Annotated in this window: 18 protein-coding genes; 3 read left to right on the plus strand and 15 right to left on the minus strand. The window is 45.4% G+C overall.

Features of this window, described 5'->3' with window-relative positions; translation table 11 throughout:
- The first annotated feature begins 54 nt into the window (after positions 1 to 54).
- Positions 55 to 945: a LysR family transcriptional regulator gene (locus tag B9J84_RS07730; RefSeq protein ID WP_094123880.1), complete on the plus strand. Its 891-nt coding sequence runs from the start codon at positions 55 to 57 to the stop codon at positions 943 to 945.
- Between the two features lie 45 nt (positions 946 to 990).
- Here the strand turns inward: B9J84_RS07730 and B9J84_RS07735 are convergent, their stop codons facing one another.
- The 14 genes from B9J84_RS07735 to pilM all read right to left on the minus strand — a co-directional run bounded on the left by B9J84_RS07735 (position 991) and on the right by pilM (position 16,284).
- Positions 991 to 3,606, minus strand: a complete 2,616-nt coding sequence (locus tag B9J84_RS07735; protein WP_094123881.1) for an ExeM/NucH family extracellular endonuclease — start codon at positions 3,604 to 3,606, stop codon at positions 991 to 993.
- 306 nt (positions 3,607 to 3,912) lie between these two features.
- Entirely contained in the window at positions 3,913 to 4,677 is a 765-nt protein-coding gene (locus B9J84_RS07740; protein WP_088718007.1) for an ABC transporter substrate-binding protein, read from the minus strand.
- Between the two features lie 155 nt (positions 4,678 to 4,832).
- The gene (gene trpS, locus B9J84_RS07745; protein WP_013855895.1) at positions 4,833 to 5,849 is read right to left on the minus strand and encodes a tryptophan--tRNA ligase; all 1,017 of its coding nucleotides are present in this window, start codon (positions 5,847 to 5,849) and stop codon (positions 4,833 to 4,835) included.
- 155 nt (positions 5,850 to 6,004) lie between these two features.
- Complete coding sequence (locus B9J84_RS07750; protein WP_026027427.1) at positions 6,005 to 6,691, minus strand: phosphoglycolate phosphatase; 687 nt, start codon at positions 6,689 to 6,691, stop codon at positions 6,005 to 6,007.
- Positions 6,692 to 6,786: 95 nt separating this feature from the next.
- Positions 6,787 to 7,461 carry a ribulose-phosphate 3-epimerase gene (gene rpe / locus B9J84_RS07755; RefSeq protein WP_013855893.1) on the minus strand — a complete coding sequence of 225 codons (675 nt, stop codon included), beginning with the start codon at positions 7,459 to 7,461 and terminating at the stop codon, positions 6,787 to 6,789.
- 112 nt (positions 7,462 to 7,573) lie between these two features.
- Complete coding sequence (locus tag B9J84_RS07760) at positions 7,574 to 8,404, minus strand: Dam family site-specific DNA-(adenine-N6)-methyltransferase (protein ID WP_013855892.1); 831 nt, start codon at positions 8,402 to 8,404, stop codon at positions 7,574 to 7,576.
- Between the two features lie 69 nt (positions 8,405 to 8,473).
- Positions 8,474 to 9,979, minus strand: a complete 1,506-nt coding sequence (locus B9J84_RS07765; RefSeq protein ID WP_094123882.1) for an AAA family ATPase — start codon at positions 9,977 to 9,979, stop codon at positions 8,474 to 8,476.
- Between the two features lie 48 nt (positions 9,980 to 10,027).
- Positions 10,028 to 11,116 (minus strand): 3-dehydroquinate synthase, encoded by a 1,089-nt coding sequence (aroB, locus tag B9J84_RS07770; protein ID WP_026027426.1) that lies wholly within the window; start codon positions 11,114 to 11,116, stop codon positions 10,028 to 10,030.
- Positions 11,117 to 11,140: 24 nt separating this feature from the next.
- Positions 11,141 to 11,662: a shikimate kinase AroK gene (aroK, locus tag B9J84_RS07775; protein WP_010317691.1), complete on the minus strand. Its 522-nt coding sequence runs from the start codon at positions 11,660 to 11,662 to the stop codon at positions 11,141 to 11,143.
- A gap of 186 nt (positions 11,663 to 11,848) precedes the next feature.
- Positions 11,849 to 13,534 carry a type IV pilus secretin PilQ gene (locus B9J84_RS07780; protein ID WP_370685857.1) on the minus strand — a complete coding sequence of 562 codons (1,686 nt, stop codon included), beginning with the start codon at positions 13,532 to 13,534 and terminating at the stop codon, positions 11,849 to 11,851.
- A gap of 53 nt (positions 13,535 to 13,587) precedes the next feature.
- A complete protein-coding gene (locus B9J84_RS07785; RefSeq protein WP_013855888.1) occupies positions 13,588 to 14,109 on the minus strand; it encodes a pilus assembly protein PilP in 522 nt (173 codons plus the stop codon).
- On the minus strand, positions 14,096 to 14,689 hold the full coding sequence (locus tag B9J84_RS07790; protein ID WP_013855887.1) for a type 4a pilus biogenesis protein PilO: 594 nt from the start codon (positions 14,687 to 14,689) through the stop codon (positions 14,096 to 14,098). Before B9J84_RS07790 ends, B9J84_RS07785 begins: the two co-directional genes overlap by 14 nt.
- On the minus strand, positions 14,682 to 15,284 hold the full coding sequence (locus B9J84_RS07795) for a PilN domain-containing protein (protein ID WP_047690569.1): 603 nt from the start codon (positions 15,282 to 15,284) through the stop codon (positions 14,682 to 14,684). Before B9J84_RS07795 ends, B9J84_RS07790 begins: the two co-directional genes overlap by 8 nt.
- A complete protein-coding gene (gene pilM / locus B9J84_RS07800; RefSeq protein ID WP_094123883.1) occupies positions 15,274 to 16,284 on the minus strand; it encodes a type IV pilus assembly protein PilM in 1,011 nt (336 codons plus the stop codon). Before pilM ends, B9J84_RS07795 begins: the two co-directional genes overlap by 11 nt.
- Positions 16,285 to 16,433: 149 nt before the next feature.
- Here pilM and B9J84_RS07805 point away from each other — a divergent pair, with 149 nt between their 5' ends.
- The gene (locus B9J84_RS07805) at positions 16,434 to 18,932 is read left to right on the plus strand and encodes a penicillin-binding protein 1A (RefSeq protein WP_094123884.1); all 2,499 of its coding nucleotides are present in this window, start codon (positions 16,434 to 16,436) and stop codon (positions 18,930 to 18,932) included.
- Positions 18,933 to 18,968: 36 nt separating this feature from the next.
- On the opposite strand, the gene oxyR is transcribed toward B9J84_RS07805, so the two are convergent.
- Entirely contained in the window at positions 18,969 to 19,859 is an 891-nt protein-coding gene (oxyR, locus tag B9J84_RS07810) for a DNA-binding transcriptional regulator OxyR (protein ID WP_026027425.1), read from the minus strand.
- A gap of 146 nt (positions 19,860 to 20,005) precedes the next feature.
- Between oxyR and B9J84_RS07815 the strand changes: the two genes are divergently transcribed.
- Positions 20,006 to 20,734: a redoxin family protein gene (locus B9J84_RS07815; protein WP_013855882.1), complete on the plus strand. Its 729-nt coding sequence runs from the start codon at positions 20,006 to 20,008 to the stop codon at positions 20,732 to 20,734.
- The last annotated feature ends 15 nt before the right edge of the window (positions 20,735 to 20,749 follow it).

Raw genomic sequence — 20,749 nt, forward strand, 5'->3', positions numbered from 1 at the left:
AAGGTTGACTAGATAACAAAACAAGAACGAAAGGTTACCAATAAGGGAACAATTATGTTGAGTGAGTTAAAACGTATTGCCATTTTTAATAAAGTGGTTGAATACGGTTCGTTTACCTCGGCTGGTGAATCGTTAGGTATAGCAAAATCGAAAGTGAGCGAGCAAGTTAGCTTGCTAGAATCACATCTTAACGTACGTTTACTGCATCGCTCTACCCGTAAAGTTAGCCTAACGACTGAAGGGCACGCATTTTATCAACATACCAATGGCCTCTTACCGCTGGCAGAAGACGCTCTACGGGCCGTCCAGCATTTTTCTACCGATGTGGCAGGCGTGATTAGGATCGGTACAACCATTGATGTCGGCAGCTATATTTTAAGTCCGCTGATTTCAACATTTTCTGAGAGTTACCCCAATGTGCTGTTTGATATTCAACTCGAAGATGGTTTACAAGATCCAGTAGCCACACAATTAGATGTGCTGATCAGAATGGGTGAACTGACATCTTGCTCAATGGTTGGCCGCGAATTAATGCCTTTTAAAATGGGGATATACGCCAGTAAAAAATACTTAGCTAGTGCACCTTTATTAAGGAAACTACGAGATTTAGAGCAGCACCCATGGGTTGCGTTAACTTTATTGAATCTTCCTCAAGATAAAGTCACGCTAATCAATCCAAAGGGGGGGAGATGCGACATCAAAACCCGCCCTAAACATATCTGCAATGCGCCGCTTGGTGCGATGTCAATGGTACAACAAGGCATGGGGATCGGCTTGATTGCCAATTTTCTTGCTGACGAAATCAATGATCCTAACCTCGTCAGGCTTTTTCCAGATTATTATCTATCAGATAACACCATGAACATTCTTTACCCGAGCCGTCACCACCTTGCGCCACGAGTAAGGCTATTTATTGATTATTTAATTGAAAAAATCCGAGCTTGAGCAAAACAAAAACGCCCCGTCAGTTAACGGGGCGCACTTTAAGCCTTAACGACGACGTCGCCACATACCAAAGCCGAGTAATGAGAAGAGTGCTCCTAGGCCGAATGAACCGCCATAGATGTTCAGTTCTAACACGGCAGGATCATGATCAGATGCGCGGAAATGATCTTGATATTTAGGTAAATCGCCTTTGAATTCACTGTTGTAATCAAACAGTGTCGATTCACCGCCGTTGATATGCCAATCGGTCGCATCCACCACTTTGCCTTTCAAACTTTTGCTGACCAACAAATGATCCAGTGCGCCAACTTCATCATTAAATGAGTAACTCCAGCTCTCTGGGTGTTTTATCGCCACAGCGTTAAGGTACCCATAATTGTGAGTAATCAACGCGCCATCATCACCAAACTGAGGAGTACCTGCAATGTAAGTATTACGTGCCGCACGAATGGTTTTGCCATACTTCTCCGGGCTGTAGTCGGTCAATACGAGCATCGGGTCTTCCATACCGTAAGAGTTCATATCACCCAAAATGACTTTATGCCCTTTTATTTTTTGTAACGCTTCACCTAAAGCAACTGCAGCTGCGACACGGAATTGTTCACATGCACCTTGAAAATCAAGATCTTTGCCGCCTTGCCCACCTTGTTCAACTGGTGCGGCATCTTCCCAACATGCCGAACCCTTGGATTTTAGATGGTTAACCGCGACGGTAATTTTCTCATTGCCACCTTTAACTTTGAAGGTCGGTGCAAGCGTGTCACGCTGGTAATTTTTACCATCTTCAATCACTTTGCCTTTGTCATCCAACACTTCTGGTGCTTGCTGGCTTGGCATTGGAATTACACGATTCTCTGTCAACTTCACTACTTTTTCACGATAAATCACTCCTGTGGTGATCACATCCGTGCCAATAGAATCAAGTTCATCGGTCACGCCATCATTATTTGAGTCAATCGCGACAAAACGGTAATGCTTTTTCTTATCCGAGATCTGGCTGTTGATCTGATTGACCAATTGCGCAATCGCCGAACCTGCACCGAAACCGTTATTCTCAATTTCCATCAAACCGACAATATCGGCATCCAAACGTACAATCGCATTGACGATCTTCGCTTGCTGCAGTTCAAATTCTGCAAGGTTATTAGCACCACGATTATCACCATGCTGATTTGCATCACCGCCAAACGGCGAGTTGAAATAGTTAAGCACGTTGAATGTGGCAATGCGCAGATCGCCTTCATCGATATCCGGTTTCTCGCTGCGAGGATCATTGCGCACGAAATTCTCTTGGTTGAGCGAATTGGTCACAATCAGACGATATTCGTTGTAACCGAATGAGAGCACACCTTCTAAACCTATGATGCTGTCATCAATGCGGATGTAATCTTCCGTTGAACCATTTTGATCAATATCACTGCGACCAAACTCTGGGTAGTACGGAATTTGGCCATCGGCGGCTTTCGCATCTGATTCAATAAACAAGCGGCGCTGCGCGTTTTCGATGCTCTGCTGTTTGGCTTGCTCAGAGCCCGCAGCGAATAGCTGGTTCGGCTGCATGTTAATACGACCTTGCGCTAACACCATGTTATTGCGACGAGAAGCATAGTCATAACCAAAGGTGCGCGTCACACGCATATCCAGCTCTGGTGTGGTTTTTACCAACATGCCTTCATAACGCTCTAATGTGTGCTCAAAGTTCTCATCGGTGGACAAAATCTCTATCGCGGTCGCTTGTGGAGCCTCTTGCTCACCTTGCTTTAGCCATTGGTTGTTTTCGACTTTAAGCTGTGTGAGGTTGTAATACTCCTGTACTTTACCTTTCACACAAACCACATCCCCCGGTTTTAAACTTGAGCTTGATTGATCGGTAAAAACAAACAAACCTTCAGAGGTATTTAAGTTGTAATCATCTTCCAACGCTTGCAGATAAAAACCTTTAGTCAACCCTGTGGTAATTGCACTCACGACACCTTTGACAAAATATTCTTGGTCGGTGATGTAAGGGTAGCCACTAATAAAAGGAGAGGTTTGCCCTTCGCCTTGGATCGCTTGAATAGAGGTGAAGGTGGGCTCAGATCCCTCTTGAGTACAGGTAAATTCAGCCGGTGGCTCAACGGCATCGAGTGCGCCTAACCCTTCAATATTATCTTTGGTTAGCGCGCTCCACTGCGCAGCTTGATAAGCCGCTGAGGGCGTGAGGCTATCGCTATTACGCACTAAAGTGGTGTCCTTGCCCCAGTTAATGCCGCCCATCACTCCCAACACATCATGTACGCTACCATCACTGTTTAGCAGCGCCACCGGATCATCACCGTTAAAATTAATCACCGAGCCATCATTTTCATCACTCACCGCTTGGATAGCACTATTGGCGCTGGCATGAGAAATCACTAACACATCGTTCGCGGCAATTACTCGCCCAGTCAGGGGCAACTGTGTATCCCAGTTCCCACCGCCATTGCTTGATTTCGCTAAAATGAAATTGTCTAAACTGACGGATGCATTGCTAGTGTTAGCAATTTCGATGGCCTTATTGAAGCTGCTGCCTTCTACATACTGAGAAATAATAATCTCAGCTTGAGCTGATACAGCCAATGTGGAGCTTATCGCCGCAGCGAGTAATGTTCGGCCAAAGGGTTTAATTCGTGTCGATTCCATTGTTCACCTCTTTCCCTGCTCTGTAACCGAAGTGGTAAGCAAGGTGTTGTAAATCACGTTTATAAAGGGGATTGATTCCATTTGCGCGTACAGTGTTGTGTTTTTAAATGAAAGATAAAAACATTCACCATTCATATCGAGATCAACATCGCATAGCTAGAGCAAATACTTGAACTAAGCGCAAACTTTCAACAAAGAAGGTAAAGGGGGTTTTCGACAGTGATATTGCAGTGAGGTGAAAAGTCTTATTTTTCTAAAAAGAAAAGCAAACAAGGTGCTCCGTACACGACAAACACCTTAGTTTGATTATTGTGGCTGGCTAAAAGAGAGGTAGCGATCAAAGACCGCCTGCGCGCGACCAGTTTGCTGCGCATCGAGAAAATAGTCATTAAGCTGATTTAACAGCGGCATCGAATTTTCTAAGCTACGGCGAACTTGCACGTGGTACGGCTTGTTTCTAGCGAGAAAATGATGAACGATTGGCCGATCAATTTTATATAGACCCAACTGAATTCCACCATAAATGGGTTCAATTTCACTCACAAACCAATCACACCGCTCTTTTTGCAGCATATTCAGCGCTTGCTGTACGGAATTTAAATAGAGAGAGGGTTCTCTAGACAGCGCAAAATTCTCATAATTAAAGCCATTAACTCCGCATAATACGCCATCAACGGATGGATCTTTTAAATCTTCATGGTTGTCTGGCAGCGTAAAATAACCGAGTTGAATCGTATAAAGCGGGACCGAAAAATAGCTGTACTCAGCCCTTTCTGCGCGATAACTTGCATCCCATGTCAAATCGCAGCGACCGCGCTCTTGCGTCAGTTCATGTTGGACTCGCGCCCAAGGCATAAAATAAAACTGGTAATCGATGTTGTGAGATTTTAATGCGTCCAACACCAGCGTTGTGGCTGAGCCAGTCAAGGAATCGGCTTTTTCTTGATACGAGCTCCCCTGCCAATAGGTGAACGGGGGCCAAACATTCACATCACCAACACAAATACGAACTGGCTCTGCGGCGGCGGCACTACAGATGAACATCAATCCTAATAACAGCAGTCGTCTCATGTTCAAAACTCATCATCATGGTTATGATTTAAAGTGTAGACCTAAGCCTACAATACAAAGAGAAAGATCAAATTTTATTAAGCAGAAGTAAAAAATAAAGCTAGGAAAACCTAGCTTTATTTAATGCGAAAGGAGTTAGATTGTCGCAGGAAAAACTAAGGACGCTCGACAAACCCTACCGCTTTAAATGCTTTTTTCAAAGTGATCGCAGCGCGGGCCGAGGCTTTTTCTGCACCCGCTTTCATTACTGAATCAAGATACGCGCGATCTTCTCGAATGCGCGCGTATTCAGCTTGAACAGGCTCCAGCATGGCAACCAGCGCTTCGCCAACATCTTTCTTGAAAGGGCCGTACATCTCAACACCTTGATATTGCGCTTCAATCTCAGCAAAGCTTTTGCCTGTCGCCGCAGAGTACAAACTCATCAAGTTGGAGATGCCCGCTTTGTTTTCGGTATCAAAAGCGATGCGTGGTGGCGTTTCAGTATCTGTCTGAGCCTTATTAACCTTCTTGATAATCGACTTTGGATCTTCCAGCAAAGTGATGACATTCTTACGGTTATCATCTGACTTAGACATCTTTTTCGTCGCATCTTGCAGGCTCATTACTCGCGCGTTCACTTGAGGAATGTAAGGCTCTGGAATGGTGAAGATCGGCTTTTCAGGACTATAGATGTTGTTAAAACGAGTCGCGATATCGCGCGCAAGCTCTAAGTGCTGCTTTTGGTCACTGCCCACGGGTACTTGGTGCGCGCCATAAAGTAGAATATCGGCCGCCATCAACACCGGATAACCGAATAAGCCCGCATTCACATCGTTCGCATAACGTGCTGATTTGTCTTTGAACTGAGTCATGCGGCTCAATTCACCCATCTGCGTGTAGCAGTTGAGAAGCCAACCCAATTGAGCATGCTCTGGTACGTGTGACTGAACAAATAGCGTGCTCTTTTTAGGGTCAACACCAACTGCAAGACAGATTGACAATGCATCTAACGTGGCTTCATGCAGTGCTTTCGGATCTTGACGAACCGTGATCGCATGCAGGTCAACCACGCAGTATTGACAATCATAGTCATCTTGCATCTGTTGCCATTGACGTAGAGCACCCAAATAGTTACCGATACTTAGTTCACCTGACGGTTGAACACCACTCAATACAATGGGTTTGCTCATAGGGATGATTTCCTTGCTACTTAAAATGAGATAAGACTGAAAATGTCTGTGAAAAAAAACCGCGCTCATTCGCTAAGTGATACTTGATTTAGCGATAACGCGGTTTATGCAGTGTACTCATTGACGAGTATTTTACTAGCGCATTGTGTGAACTTTTATGCTGAAACTCGCAACACATCAAGCAATTGGTCGATACAGTCCGCCACGTAATCAGGGTTGGAAGCTGAAATGGGCTCACCGTGATTGTAGCCATAAGTCAAACCAAACGAATAACAACCCGCATTTTTAGCCGCTAAAATATCGTTTTTCGAATCCCCAACCATCAACATTTCCTTGGCCGTTAGTTGATGTTTATCCAATAGCCAGTTAAGCGCCATTGGATCAGGTTTTTTGATCGGGAAGGTATCACCACCAATCACATCACTAAAAAAGTGCTCAATACCATGTTGTACCAATACGTCAGGTACAAACTTAGACGGTTTATTGGTCACCAAAGCTAATGTGAATCCAGCACTGTGTAGCTGCGCTAAGGTTTCTTTCACTTGGGGATATAAATGGCTCAGTTTATGGCCCGTTTGGGCATAAAATTCATCAAAACGCTCACGAGCGGTGGCTTTGATCTCATCGCTAAGATCAGGGTTGATGGTTAAACTTTGGCTAAGTGAGCGAGCGATCAGCACATCTGCACCATTGCCGACGTAATCACGCACTTGCATTTCTGATACTGATGAATAGCCTAACGATTGTACCGCTTGGTCGGCGGCTACGGCTAAATCTGGCACGCTGTCGAGCAAGGTACCATCGAGATCAAAGGCGATTAATTTAATTGAGCTTAAAGACATCTTAACTTCCGAATAATAGACAAGGGGCACAAAGCCCCTTGTTGCGTTATAAGTATGTTGCGTAGTGATTATTGAGGTGTAGTCAGTCTTATGACTTAGCGCGCCACTTTGGCTAATTCTGCGCGCATCTCATCAATCACAGTTTGGTAATTAGGTTGACCAAAAATAGCCGAGCCTGCGACAAACATATCTGCGCCCGCTTGCGCAATTTCACGAATGTTATCGACTTTGACCCCACCATCAATCTCAAGGCGGATATGACGACCCGATTGCTCAATCAATTGACGCACCGCGCGCAGTTTATCCAACGTATGCGGAATAAAAGATTGACCACCAAAACCAGGGTTAACCGACATCAGCAAAATGAGGTCCACTTTATCCATAATAAATTCGAGATGCGCAAGTGGCGTAGCTGGGTTGAGCACTACACCCGCTTGGCATCCGTGCTCTTTGATCAATTGCAATGTGCGATCAACGTGATCAGAAGCTTCCACATGAAAAGTGATCATCGAAGCCCCTGCTTTGGCAAAATCAGGAATGATGCGATCAACCGGTTTCACCATCAGGTGGACATCAATCGGTGCCGTAACACCATAGTCACGCAGCGCCTTACAAATCGGAGCACCAAAGGTCAAGTTGGGAACGTAGTGGTTATCCATTACATCAAAATGGACAACGTCTGCCCCAGCGGCAAGCACTTTCTCAACATCTTCGCCAAGACGAGCAAAATCTGCTGAGAGTATAGATGGGGCAATTAGGAAATCTTTCATACCTGACCTCTTAGGCTAGTGGGCGCAAATGCGTGATGAGCAAAATTCGCCCGCAATTCTACCTAAGCTGGCCAAGATATCCTAGCGCGACACCCGATTTAACTGCGAAATGTTAACCTTCGCATTCCGCTGTATTGAACAGTGCCAACAACTCATCTACTTTGTTGCGCCCTGCTCCATTACGGCTAATGGTGCGCTTAACCTTGACCACGTTAAGTTCTGCACCATGATATAAACGGCGCGTTAACTTAGTGTCATGATTGGAAATCAGTACCGGTATGCCACGATCATTGGCGGCTTTTTCGGCGACATCGGCCAATGAGGCTTGATCATCCAACGAAAAGCCATTACCAGAATAAGAAGTAAAATTGGCGGTGGTAGAGAGTGGCGCGTATGGCGGATCGCAATAGACAACACAGCCCTTGCGAGCACGACGAAACGTCTCTTCGTATCCTTCGCAAATAAAGGTCGCTTTCTTGGCTTTCTCGGCAAAAAACTCCAATTCTGCTTGCGGGAAATAAGGCTTTTTGTAAGAACCAAAAGGCACATTGAAACCGCCTTTTTTGTTATAGCGACATAACCCATTAAAACCAAAACGGTTCATGTATAAAAACGCCAACGAACGATACAGTACGTCATCGGTTTTATTGAACTCTTTGCGAATATCGAGATACGCTTCTTTACGGTTGTTATCGGCCGTGAACCAACGCTTAGATTCGGTGATGTACAGTTCAGGTTGATCTTTGATCAGGTTGTACAAGTTGATGAGATCAGGATTGATATCGGCCAACAAATACTGTTCAAAATCAGTATTGAGGAACACAGAGCCAGCACCAACAAAGGGTTCAACCAGTTTACGCGCTGGCGGCAGGTGACGTTGAATCTCTTCGACTAGGCCATACTTACCACCAGCCCATTTAAGAAAGGCACGCTGCTTCTTCATTTACTGCTCTATCTTTCAACCACGAAATAAGGCTGCGGAATGTAACATATTTTTGCGTCAAGCTCAGCGTTATTTCGCACGATCAATCTCTCGCTGTACTTGGCTTAGCGATTTGGCCCAAGGGCCTTGCAATTGCAAAGCTTTCGGTAAGGTTTCAACGGCATCACGCGCAAACTGGATGGTTGGGTAATTACCATAGGTGATGATGTACCACTCCACATCATTGCGTGCTGTCGGATAAATACGCACCTTTTCTTGCAGCGCGTAGGTGTTAATAAAGTTTTGTGCTTCAGCAAGCGAACTGACTGCCGCTAATTGCAAAGTATAGCTGCGTGGCGAAAAGGCTTTGAGTTCTTCTCTCGCAAAGGAGAAGGTGATTTTCGTTGGCGCAGCAGCAGTGGCAGTGGCAGTCTCACTTACTGGCACAGTTTGCGCCGTGCGGTTTTGTGCATCAGCAAGTGCATTATTAATCACTGACGTATCGGCTTTGGTCGAATTGCCTTCCAAAAGCGCATCCACAACATCAGACTCAATCACCACTCGTTGCTGATCGCTGTCAATTATGCCCACGCTCTCTGAATTCTCCATCACATCGGGTGGTAACGAACTGGAATCATCTTCAGCATCTAAATAACTCGGGTCACTTTTCGCAAGCTCCTTCCCATTATTGGCGGCGTCAGTTGCTGAATCATCGTTAAGCGTATTGACTGTTGGTGCAGCAGCATCCCCGAGCGTCGGAATCACCGTCTGCTCGAGTGTGCCTGTAATTTGCGACGCTTGCTCATCGGGTGAGGGCTGGGTAAATAGCCACCAGTAACCACCACCGATGATGAGCAGAAGCAGTAAAACCAAGGCAGCGATCTGCACAGGAGAACCGATAATCGAACGGATGATGATCCTTTTTTCCATTTTCTGCTCTCCTAATGCCATGATTTCCCCAGGCACGCGTTTCACCTTTTTGTAAGCGTTGCGTACGCGGCGCTCCATCTCATCGGGTACATAACGCATGACCAGATTTTCAAAAAAGCGATCCGCTTCTTCATTGCTTAGGGCTTCAATCTCAAGCTCTACGGGTTTATGCTCTTGTCCGTAGCTTAAACGAGTCAGCAAAGCATCAAGACTATTGGCTTGTGCAAATAATACGACATTGATGGTCCACAATGGATTGGCTTGTGCTTCTAACACCAGCATCCATAGCTCAGACACTAAGGTTTCAGAGAGTAGATGAGCGTCATCGACAACAATCACCACATCACAACCGCCACCATCAAGCAGGCGAGCTAAGCTGTCAGAAAGTGTATCGTGAGGATTAAATAACGGGCCTGAAACGATTTGGGTAAGAATGGTCGCTCGACGTTGCTGGTCATCTTGATTGGGATGACACAGCAACAGCGATTGGTTTTTATCTTCGGCCCACGCTTCTAAATAACGCTGCGCTAACCAAGATTTACCAAAACCTAATCCACCACCAACGGTAATGACATTTGAGCCAAAATTGGTCAATAATTGCAAACGCTCAAGTAGCTCGACTTGCGAATCTAATTCCAATATACGTAATTCATTCGCCAAACTCATTAGGCCGTCCTACTGACAGACAACTGTCAAATTAGTATCAATGAAGATTTACAGGGTGCGGCAGAAGTCAATCGCTTGTTCAATGACCGCTTCGGGTACACCTTTCACTACTTGTGATGTACCAATACTGGTTGGTAGCACCAAACGTAGTTCGCCTGAAAGCACTTTTTTATCACGCATCATGTGTTGCATAAAGTCAGAAAACGACATGCTTTCGGGCGTATGAATCGGTAAATTTGCTCTTTTGAGTATAGAAACAATCCGCTCAACTTGCTGATCGTTAATTAAACCTTGTAACTGCGCCGTTTTAGCGGCCATCACAGTTCCGGCAGAAACCGCTTCACCGTGTAGCCAATTACCATACCCGAGCTGCGCTTCAATCGCATGACCAAATGTATGACCTAGGTTCAACAACGCGCGAATTCCCGACTCTTTTTCATCTTGAGCGACCACATCGGCTTTAATTTGACAGCAACGAGCGATGGCATAACTTAGCGCTTGCTCATCTAAGGCGTAGAGTTTATCGAGATTCTCTTCCAACCAGACAAAGAAATCATGATCGTAAATGATGCCATATTTGATCACTTCCGCCATACCAGCGGCAAATTCTCGCGCAGGTAAAGTCGCCAAACATTCAGTATCAATAATGACGGCTTTCGGCTGATAAAATGCACCAATCATGTTTTTACCTAAAGCATGATTGACTGCGGTTTTACCGCCAACGGAGGAGTCCACTTGCGAAAGCAGCGTGGTCGGTATTTGGATAAAATCGACTCCGCGCTGATAACAGGCTGCGGCGAATCCAACTAAATCACCAATCACGCCACCACCTAAAGCGATGATCACCACATCACGGCTGTAATTACCTTCCAGCAGGTAACTCATCACCGTGTTAAATGTATCTAAAGTTTTGTACTGCTCGCCATCTGGCAGTTCAAGCAAGGAGACGTTACAAGCATGCGGTGCAAGAAGGGCGAAGATTTTATCCGCGTACAAAGGCGCGACCGTCACATTACTGATGACGACGACTTTTTGTTTGGCCGATAAGAAAGAAAGGAGGGCCGGATCATTAAATAATCCGGCGCCAATTGAGATTGGGTAGCTACGCTCATCTAAACTGACCGTAATCCGTTCCATGGTTTGCACTCCAAAATAAAGAACTTAGGAATGTTCTTCTAGCATTTTTACGATCTCGTTGGCTACCACTTTTGCACCTTGATCGTCAGTACGAACCGTAAAATCAGCGATCTCAGCGTAAAGATCGTTACGTTCATCAGCCAAGCATTCTAAGACTTCACGTGGATTGTCTGTTTGAAGCAATGGCCGTTTTTTGTCACGGTTCGTGCGTGCAAGTTGTTTTTCAATCGTCGTTTCAAGGTAGACCACAATACCACGAGCAGATAAACGATTACGGTTTTCTTTACTCTTAACAGAACCACCGCCTGTTGCGAGTACAATACCTTGTTTCTCGGTTAGGTCATTAATTACAGCTTCCTCACGTTTACGGAAGCCCTCTTCACCTTCGACGTCAAATACCCATGCGATATCTGCGCCTGTACGCTCTTCAATGACTGTATCTGAGTCTAAAAACTCCATATGCAGTTGTTGAGCAAGATGTCTACCAATTGTACTTTTGCCGGCGCCCATTGGGCCAACAAGGAAAATATTGCGTTTCTCAGCCATGTTTAGCAGTAATTTACAACGTTAATTCAATGACATCGCCACAAGATTAGCCAGTATAATACTGACCGTTAAGACGCTCGTGGCACCTATTCCTCACAGATGATTCGTGATAAGACCCGAAATTATCTAGATATGGTGCCACTAATGCAACTTTATTTTTTAACCAATCGCAATATCAGCCGTAAGTTATTGAATGACGACTTTCGGTGTCACGAAAATCAGCAGCTCACTTTTGCCCACTTGCTCATAGGAACGGCGGAACAATGCACCAAGTAATGGCAAATCACCAAGCAATGGAACCTTATCCACCGTATTGTTGACGCTATGTTGGAATATTCCACCAAGGACCACGGTTTCTCCATTATTGACCAATACTTGAGTGCCAATACGCTGAGTATTAATTGCAACCGCTTCTCCCGTCCCTGTTTTTACAATATCCCCAGGCCGGTCTTGAGTGACACTGAGATCTAACACTAAACGATTATCCGGCGTTATCTGCGGCGTTACTTTTAAACTCAGCACCGCTTTTTTGAAGGCGACTGTCGTTGCCCCGCTGGAAGAAGACTCCAGATAAGGGATCTCCGTACCCTGCTCGATGTAAGCGGGTTTCTTGTTGGTCGTAATCAAACGAGGGCTGGAAATGATCTCCGCTTTCGACTCACGTTGCAGCGCTGAAAGCTCTAAATCCAACAACATATCCGACCCCAACTTAGCCACTTGGAAGGCAATACTTGAGGCGTTAGCAGAGGTCGCCGCTAAGTTTACGTTAAGGAAGTCATCAACGGGCAATGTGCTTTCCCCCAATTTGCCCACTTGGAATAAATTACTTTCAATACTTCCGCCTGCGGTGTTGTTGCCATTGGTCGAAGTAAAGCCCCAGCGTACGCCAAGTTCATCCAAATTACCTTCGTTGACCGTAACAATGCGCGCTTCAATCTGTACCTGTTTGACCGGGATATCGAGCGATTCAACAATTTGGCGTATCACCACAATATTCTCAGCCAATTCACGGATCAGCAGTGAGTTGGTTCGCTCGTCGATACTGATGGAACCTCGCTCAGACAACATGCTGACTGCCCCTTCGCCGCCAATCATCTGCGCAATATCAGACGCCTTAGCAAAATTAATTTTGATGATTTCAGAACGCAGATCGCCCAACTCTTCAGCCAAACGTGCCTTTTCAAGCTGCTGCTTTTCACGTAAATCCAACTCTTCTTTAGGTGCAACTAAAATCACATTGCCGTCAACACGCTTATCTAATCCCTTGACTTGCAAAATGATATCGAGCACTTGCTGCCAAGGCACGCCATCAAGCCGTAGCGTCAGGTTACCAGTGACCGAATCTGAGACGACTAGGTTAAACGCGTTATAATCTGCGATAAGCTGCAAAACATTTCGCACAGGAATATCTTGAAAGTTAATCGAGATAAGCTTGCCCTCTTTCTCAAGAATGCTCTTCGGCTTAGGTTTTTCTTGTTCTTTCAGTTTGCCAATCACCACCTCAAGGTATTTCCCTTTTAAGCTGTAATCATACTTAAACTCGCCATGAATGGTCGCCAGTAACTGTGTACTTGGCTCTTTGCGCAATACCTCGATACTCTCAACAACGGTTGCAAAATCTTTGACGTCTAAGACATACAGTTTCTCATTGGAGACATCCGTCTTAAGCAGTTCAATTTGTAAACCGTCAGCCACTTTCTGCACATTAACTACCGTCGAAGGTGATGCGAGTTCAACAATCAATACAGCGTCTTTGTTTTTATTGACTCGAAAATCAATGCCTTTAAGCTCGTTGGTCTGCGCCGTTTCTGCCGCCACACTTAGCCCTGCCACACTCAATAATAAGCCAAATAAGAGGCTCCGAAATACCATAGTCATTTGTGTCTGTAGTCCTTTAATCATAGTGATTTCTCTAAATTCAAATTCTATTTCAGAGCCAATTTGACGTTACGTTGATTCCAACAACCTAAGCCGTCTGGCAAGGTTTCATTGATCAGCAGGTAATTGGAATTAACTCGAGTAACTTTGCCGTGATTCAAACCTAAATATTGTCCCGCTTTCACGTTGACGACCTTGCCTTGGGGCGTTTGCACTAATGCCGATACCGCGCCCCCGCTACTCATCACGCCTTTTAATCGCAGTTGATTAAGCGGATAGCGCTCTAGCTGGCCATTTTTACTGCGAGCTGGAGGTTGCCAGCAGTCTGCCTTCACTACAGGCTGATTTTGTACAATCGCTTCTTTAGGCAGCACAAAAGGTTCGCGGGATTCATGTTGCGCATAATGAGCAACTTCAAATTGAATAATGGGTTTTAATTTGGAGACTTCTTTGCGTGCTTGCCCCTCAACCTGCTCCACATAAACCTTCAATGAATCTTGATTCGCCTTACAACCAACCAATACGCTGGTACTAAACAGCACCATCAGCAGCAGATTATTGTTTTTCATCGTCCACCTCTTGCTTGAATTGATAGGTATAAGCGCGCACCCTAAAATGCAACGTGCTGCTTTCCTGGCTAACCCGTTGCCAATCAACATCATCGAAATTAATAATGCGGGGCAATTTCGCGATCGCCTCTGAGAAATCACCAATGTCGTGGTAATTCCCAGTTAATTCGATATTGAGCGGCAAACGATACAGAAACTCTTTATTCTGTTTTTCTCCCCAATCAATACGTGTAAAGGTTAACGCGTTATCTAGCCCTAGTTCATTGACCGATGCCAGCATGCTTGCGAGCTCTTTTTGCACGGGTAATTGGCGTAATAAAAAATCATAACGTTCAGTTAATTCATCCAGTTGAGCTTGCAACTGGGGTAAGGTGGCGGCTTTGCTGGCCTTAATCCGTAAGGTCGATTTCAGCACCTCTTCTTGCTGTTTTAAGTTCTGCAATTGCTCATTTTGAGGCATAAGATAGAACCACGCGCCAACGCCTTGAATAATCAGCATCAACACCAAAATAACCAGCAGTTGAGGCAGCAACGGCCATTCAGCCATTTCATCCATATCAAGATCTTGAAAACTAGTCATGGACAGCTCCTGTAGGCCGAATCTTGGTTAGTGCAGCGCCCTGTGGTGTCGGCGAATGAAACATAAATGACACTTTAAACGTCTGAAACTCCTTACCAAATCGCTTATTACCATGCACGATAGAGTGCATGTTGACATCGGAAAGTAAGGCTGATTTTTCAAAATTATCGAGCATGGTCGCAAGACGCGCAGTGCTATCACTGATGCCCGTAATTTCAATTTCTTCACCATTCATTTTGATCTTATCGACGTAGACTCCTTCAGGCATAAGCTGTGGCATCAAGTTCATCAACTCGGTGGTTTTATTGCGTTGACTTTGCAATGACTCAACAACCGATAAGCGAGTTAATAGTGCCTTGTGTTCTTGTTCCGTCATTTTTAATGCATTGATCTGTTTATCAAGCTGCTGAATGTATTGATTCAAATAGGCCAGACGAGACTCTTGCTGCTGCGCTTGCCCAGAGAAATACAAACCGATACCCCATTGAATACCAACAGCGCTCATCACACCTAAGACGACCAAGCCCATAAAACGACGCTTATGCGCCGCTCTTTGTTCCTCTCGCCAAGGCAGTAAGTTAATACTATGCAACATGAGAAGACTCCAACCACTCGATACCACGCAGTGCAAGGCCAGCCGCGGTGCTAAAACTCTGCCCAGACTGCTTATCTCGCAGGCGTTTCGCTAACTTATTGTTAAACAGAAGGAAGGGATCGAGAATTTCGCACTCAAGCTTGAGACGCCGCGAAATCTCTTGCGCCAACATCGGAGTATCTGCACCACCACCTGAGAGCCAAATGCCTGCTAAACTACCCGCGCCATTGACGGAGGTGAAAAGCTGCAACTGACGTTGAAGTCGCTCGATCAACTCATGCACAAAGCGCTCGTTTTTATCGGCTAATTCGGCATTGGTGCCCGACATCGCGCTGTCTTGGGACAACCACTGACAACCGAGAGGGATCTCTTTATGAAAAGGGGCTTTATCAGTAAAATCAATACAGAGCGCCGTTTGGGTATGGCCCACATCCATGAGCATCCAATCGCTGCGATGTTGTGCCCTGCTCGCCAACTGCCAAATGTTTAACAAACTGTGTATTTGCACATCAACCGCGATCGGTAAAAAGCCCGCTTTTTGAGCCGCTAACGCACGGCTTTCCACGACGTCTTTACGAGTGGCGTAAACTTGATAACTTACGGTGCTACTGCGACTTACGCTTTTTTCCATTACTTTGACGAAATCGAGACTCAGTTCTTCTATCGGGAACGGTGACTGATGAGAAAATGCCTGATAAATAGCAAACTCTTTTTCACGCGCCTGCAGGTCACTATCTATTTGTAATACCTTACTTATTACCGCATTGTCCGGTACCGATATGGCGACTTTGCGACTAAATAGTGGTAAACCCTTTCTTAGTTCTTTGAGTTTCTTTACAATTTTCTGATAATCCAGCGTGTGGTTATCGGAGAATATGTCCTCAGTAATAAATAATTCTTTATAACCGACGAGTGCATATGAATCACCCGCTAGCTTTAACACCACCGCTTTAATACTATGGTGGCCAATATCTATACCCGTAACCATTGATTTACCCATACGGCTTAGCTCCAGTAACGCTGCTTAGGCTTAGCTCGATTTGCTTATTTTGAGGTTAAATAAGCCACAATTTATTTTTAGAGCTAAATTTTTAGCCTAGAGTACAAGGGTTTGCATAAGGGCAGCCTTAACTAAACAGGGATTATCCGGTGAAGTTCATAAAGCGATTGTTATTACTTTCATTGATTTGCATTATTCTTGGAGTCACTACGATATTTGGCTTCTATTTTTACGTGAAGCCAGACCTCCCCGATGTAGCGACTTTACGTGATGTACAATTGCAGACACCGATGCAGGTCTATAGTCAAGATGGCAAGCTCATCGCCCAATTTGGAGAAAAGCGCCGAGTTCCGCTGCGTATTGAAGAGATCCCGCCTGAACTTATCGAAGCGATTATCGCCACCGAAGATAGCCGCTTCTACGAACACTATGGTTTTGACCCAATTGGTATCACTCGTGCTGCGGTCGCTGTGATCGCCTCAGGTAGCGCTAAACAAGGTGCAAGTACCATTACTCAGCAGCTTGCTCGTAACTTCTACCTCTCTAATGAGAAGAAGATCATGCGAAAAATCAAAGAGATTTTTATCGCTATTCATATCGAGCAATTGCTGACGAAAAAAGAAATCCTAGAGCTTTATCTCAATAAAATTTATCTCGGTTACCGATCGTATGGAATTGGAGCGGCAGCCCAAGTTTATTTTGGAAAAGAAGTCAAAGATTTAACGCTGAGTGAAATTGCCCTGATTGCAGGACTTCCCAAAGCACCTTCAACCATGAACCCTATCTATTCTCTAGATCGCGCGACTAACCGCCGTAATGTGGTGCTACAGAGAATGCTTGATGAGAAATACATAACCCCAGCGCAATATGCGCAAGCCCGCTCTGAGCCCTTAATGTCGAAATACCACGGTGCTGAAATTGAACTTAATGCACCTTATGTGGCAGAAATCGCCCGTTCATGGATGGTGGAGCGCTATGGTGAAGAGTCGGCCTATACCTCTGGCATGATTGTCACCACAACGGTAGATTCCAAACAGCAGCAAGCCGCAAGTAAAGCTGCAATCAATAACCTACTCGCCTATGATGAGCGTCATGGCTATCGCGGTGCTGAAAAAGTGGTTTGGAAAGAAGGCCAAACGCCATTGAATGAACAGCAACTGGCCGAGCACTTAAATAATGAGCCGACTTATGGAGATTTATTACCAGCCGTCGTTACACACGTAAGCAGCCAATCGGCTACGGTTTGGGTTAAGAACCAAGGACTGCAGACCATTGAATGGCAAGGCATGAACTGGGCTCGCCGTTTCTTAACTGATTCTCGACAAGGACCGGTTCCGAGTACAGCGACGGAAATCATCGCCGCTGGTGAACAAATTTGGGTTCGTAATCGTGCTGAATACAGTGATGAGCATAGCACCGACGAAGCACCACAGTGGTACTTAAGCCAAGTACCCAATGCCAACACTGCCTTTGTTGCCATGAACCCAGAAAATGGGGCGGTACTGGCGCTGGTTGGCGGCTTTAACTTTGTGCACAATAAATTTAACCGTGCGACTCAATCGGTGCGCCAAGTCGGCTCAAGTATTAAACCCTTTATCTACTCTGCCGCCATCGATAAAGGCATGACCTTAGCGACACTCATTAATGATGCGCCGATTAACCAGTGGGACCAAAGCCAAGGTACAGCATGGCGTCCTAAAAACTCACCACCGACTTATATTGGCCCAACTCGTCTTCGCGTTGGCTTGGCTCAATCCAAAAACGTGATGGCGGTGAGAGTGCTACGCGCTGTTGGGCTGGATGAAACACGTGAGTATCTCACTCGCTTTGGTTTTGATATTGACCAAGTACCACGCTCAGAAACCATTGCCTTAGGTGCGGGGAGCTTAACGCCGGTTAAGATGGCGCAAGGCTATTCCGTGTTTGCCAATGGTGGCTATTATGTTGAACCCTATTACATCAGCAAAGTTGAAGATCCCTTTGGCAAACTTGAGTATCAAGCCACACCAAAAGTCGTTTGCCAACAGCAATGCACCCCAGACACAAATGAGTTCGATGAGCAAGATGTTGCATCGCACTATGCTCCACAAGTAATTTCCGAACAAAACGCATTTCTTGTCCGAGAGATGATGTACAGCAATATTTGGGGTGGCGGAAATTGGCGTGAAGGAACGGGTTGGAATGGTACAGGCTGGCGTGCACAAAAGCTGGGGCGTCGTGATATTGGTGGTAAAACAGGAACGACCAATGACTCCAAAGATGCGTGGTACAACGGCTATGCACCGGGCATGGTCGCTATTGCTTGGGTCGGATTTGATGATCATAACCGCAACTTAGGTAGGACAACCGAAAACAGCAATGTAGATGACGATGGTGTGTCCGGTGCGGAAGCGGGAGCAAAAACGGCACAACCCGCTTGGATTGATTTTATGCGTCAAGTACTGGTCAATGTGCCAGCGCAAGACAAACCCATTCCCGCCAATATTGTGCGGGTAAGAATCGATATCGATACCGGCCTGTTAACCAATAAGTTTGATTCAAGCTCGATGTTTGAATACTTCATTCAAGGCACTGAGCCAACCGAGTATGTCGCAGAGAGTGTCTCTGACAACATCTACTCTTCACCTACAGGTGAAGAGCTATTCTAAAGCTCAGTAAAAAGAGGCTAAATTTAGCCTCTTTTTTTATTTCTCATTTAGCTTTGTTTTGATTGCGTGAGCCAACTGCTCAAAACGCTGCCTCAATGGCGATCCCGGCCGATAAGCTAATACTAAGCGGCGTGAAGGCTGCGGGTTGACCGCTTTAAGGTAACAAACGCCATCCTTCTCTTTGACATCTGGTAAAGAGAGTTCAGGTAACAGGGTAATTCCCCCACCCGCTGCGACCATATTACGCAGCGTCTCTAAGCTGGTCGCTTTAAAACGTTCGTCATCTTTTGCGCCTGCCGCAAAACAGAAACCTAAGGCTTGATCGCGTAAGCAATGACCGTCACCTAAAGCCAATACCGTTCGCCCTTTCAAATCCAACATACTTACTTCACTTTTTGCAGCCCATTCATGCCCACTAGGCACGGCAATACTCAATGCTTCGTCATACAGATCAATCTCTTTAAAGTGAGCCGTTTCCGCAACGGAGGCCAACACTAAACAATCGAGTTTTCCATCTTCTAACTGGCGCACAAGCTGTTGGGTTTGCGCTTCGTGTAAATAGAGCTCCAGTTCAGGAAATTGCTCTTTTAAAAAAGGCACAATACGCGGCAAAAGGTAGGGGCCTAAAGTGGGAATGAACCCAATATGGATAGGACCACTCATCGAGCCACCCTGGCCGCTAGCCATATCTCTGAAGGTTTTGATTTCACTTAAAATACGCTTGGCCTGATCGACCAATTGCAGGCCCGAATCGGTGAACAATACTCGGCGACTGCTGCGCTCTAATAATACTGTTCCCAGCTCATCCTCCAGTTTGCGGATCTGGCCACTGAGTGTTGGCTGGCTCACAAAACAAGCTTCTGCTGCTTTACGAAAATGTTTATGTTCAGCTAATGATACTAAGTACTCAAAATCACGAATGTTCATCTTCAATCTCAATAGAATCCACCTATCAAAACCATAGCATCAAACGATTGGAGCTATCAAAGGTTTTCTTCCATAATGGCTTCAACAAATGAGAGCAGCGGCTCTTAAAATCATAACCTAACTTAGAAAATCACAAGGAAAATAGAATGTTAGTATCTAAAGAAGGCCAAGCGGTACCACAAGTCACTTTCCCTACTCGTCAAGGTGATGCTTGGGTTAATCTCACAACAGATCAATTATTCAAAGGTAAAACCGTTATCGTATTTAGCTTGCCAGGTGCCTTCACCCCAACCTGTTCATCAAGCCACTTGCCGCGTTACAACGAACTGTACCCGGTGTTTAAAGAGCATGGCGTTGATGACATCCTATGTGTTTCGGTGAACGATACCTTTGTGATGAATGCTTGGAAAGCAGACCAAGAAGCAGAGAATATTACTTTCATTCCTGATGGCAATGGCGAATTTACTGACGGCATGGGTATGTTAGTTGATAAAAGCCAAATCGGTTTTGGCAAACGTTCATGGCGTTACAGCATGCTAGTCAAAGATGGCATCATCGAAAAAATGTTTATCGAAGCTGATGAACCGGGTGACCCGTTCAAAGTATCAGATGCTGACACCATGCTGAAATACATTGCACCTAACTATAAAACACAAGAATCGGTTACCGTATTTACTAAACCAGGTTGCCCATTCTGCACTAAAGCAAAACAACTCTTGATTGACCACGGTCTTCAATATGAAGAAGTGGTATTGGGTAAAGATGCAACCACAGTGAGCTTACGAGCTATCACAGGCCGTACCACCGTTCCGCAAGTTTTCGTTGGTGGTAAACACATCGGCGGCAGCGAAGAGCTAGAAGCTTACCTGGGCTAATCACGCCTGCCCTAG

The organism is Vibrio sp. V03_P4A6T147, assembly GCF_002241085.1.
GTDB classification, from domain to species: domain Bacteria; phylum Pseudomonadota; class Gammaproteobacteria; order Enterobacterales; family Vibrionaceae; genus Vibrio; species Vibrio anguillarum.

Excerpts from the sequence above, each read along its gene's own strand:
- B9J84_RS07730 (WP_094123880.1), top strand. The coding sequence starts at position 55 with ATGTTGAGTGAGTTAAAACGTATTGCCATTTTTAATAAAGTGGTTGAA.
- B9J84_RS07735 (WP_094123881.1), bottom strand. The coding sequence starts at position 3,606 with ATGGAATCGACACGAATTAAACCCTTTGGCCGAACATTACTCGCTGCG.
- B9J84_RS07740 (WP_088718007.1), bottom strand. The coding sequence starts at position 4,677 with ATGAGACGACTGCTGTTATTAGGATTGATGTTCATCTGTAGTGCCGCC.
- trpS (WP_013855895.1), bottom strand. The coding sequence starts at position 5,849 with ATGAGCAAACCCATTGTATTGAGTGGTGTTCAACCGTCAGGTGAACTA.
- B9J84_RS07750 (WP_026027427.1), bottom strand. The coding sequence starts at position 6,691 with ATGTCTTTAAGCTCAATTAAATTAATCGCCTTTGATCTCGATGGTACC.
- rpe (WP_013855893.1), bottom strand. The coding sequence starts at position 7,461 with ATGAAAGATTTCCTAATTGCCCCATCTATACTCTCAGCAGATTTTGCT.
- B9J84_RS07760 (WP_013855892.1), bottom strand. The coding sequence starts at position 8,404 with ATGAAGAAGCAGCGTGCCTTTCTTAAATGGGCTGGTGGTAAGTATGGC.
- B9J84_RS07765 (WP_094123882.1), bottom strand. The coding sequence starts at position 9,979 with ATGAGTTTGGCGAATGAATTACGTATATTGGAATTAGATTCGCAAGTC.
- aroB (WP_026027426.1), bottom strand. The coding sequence starts at position 11,116 with ATGGAACGGATTACGGTCAGTTTAGATGAGCGTAGCTACCCAATCTCA.
- aroK (WP_010317691.1), bottom strand. The coding sequence starts at position 11,662 with ATGGCTGAGAAACGCAATATTTTCCTTGTTGGCCCAATGGGCGCCGGC.
- B9J84_RS07780 (WP_370685857.1), bottom strand. The coding sequence starts at position 13,534 with ATGGTATTTCGGAGCCTCTTATTTGGCTTATTATTGAGTGTGGCAGGG.
- B9J84_RS07785 (WP_013855888.1), bottom strand. The coding sequence starts at position 14,109 with ATGAAAAACAATAATCTGCTGCTGATGGTGCTGTTTAGTACCAGCGTA.
- B9J84_RS07790 (WP_013855887.1), bottom strand. The coding sequence starts at position 14,689 with ATGACTAGTTTTCAAGATCTTGATATGGATGAAATGGCTGAATGGCCG.
- B9J84_RS07795 (WP_047690569.1), bottom strand. The coding sequence starts at position 15,284 with ATGTTGCATAGTATTAACTTACTGCCTTGGCGAGAGGAACAAAGAGCG.
- pilM (WP_094123883.1), bottom strand. The coding sequence starts at position 16,284 with ATGGGTAAATCAATGGTTACGGGTATAGATATTGGCCACCATAGTATT.
- oxyR (WP_026027425.1), bottom strand. The coding sequence starts at position 19,859 with ATGAACATTCGTGATTTTGAGTACTTAGTATCATTAGCTGAACATAAA.
- B9J84_RS07815 (WP_013855882.1), top strand. The coding sequence starts at position 20,006 with ATGTTAGTATCTAAAGAAGGCCAAGCGGTACCACAAGTCACTTTCCCT.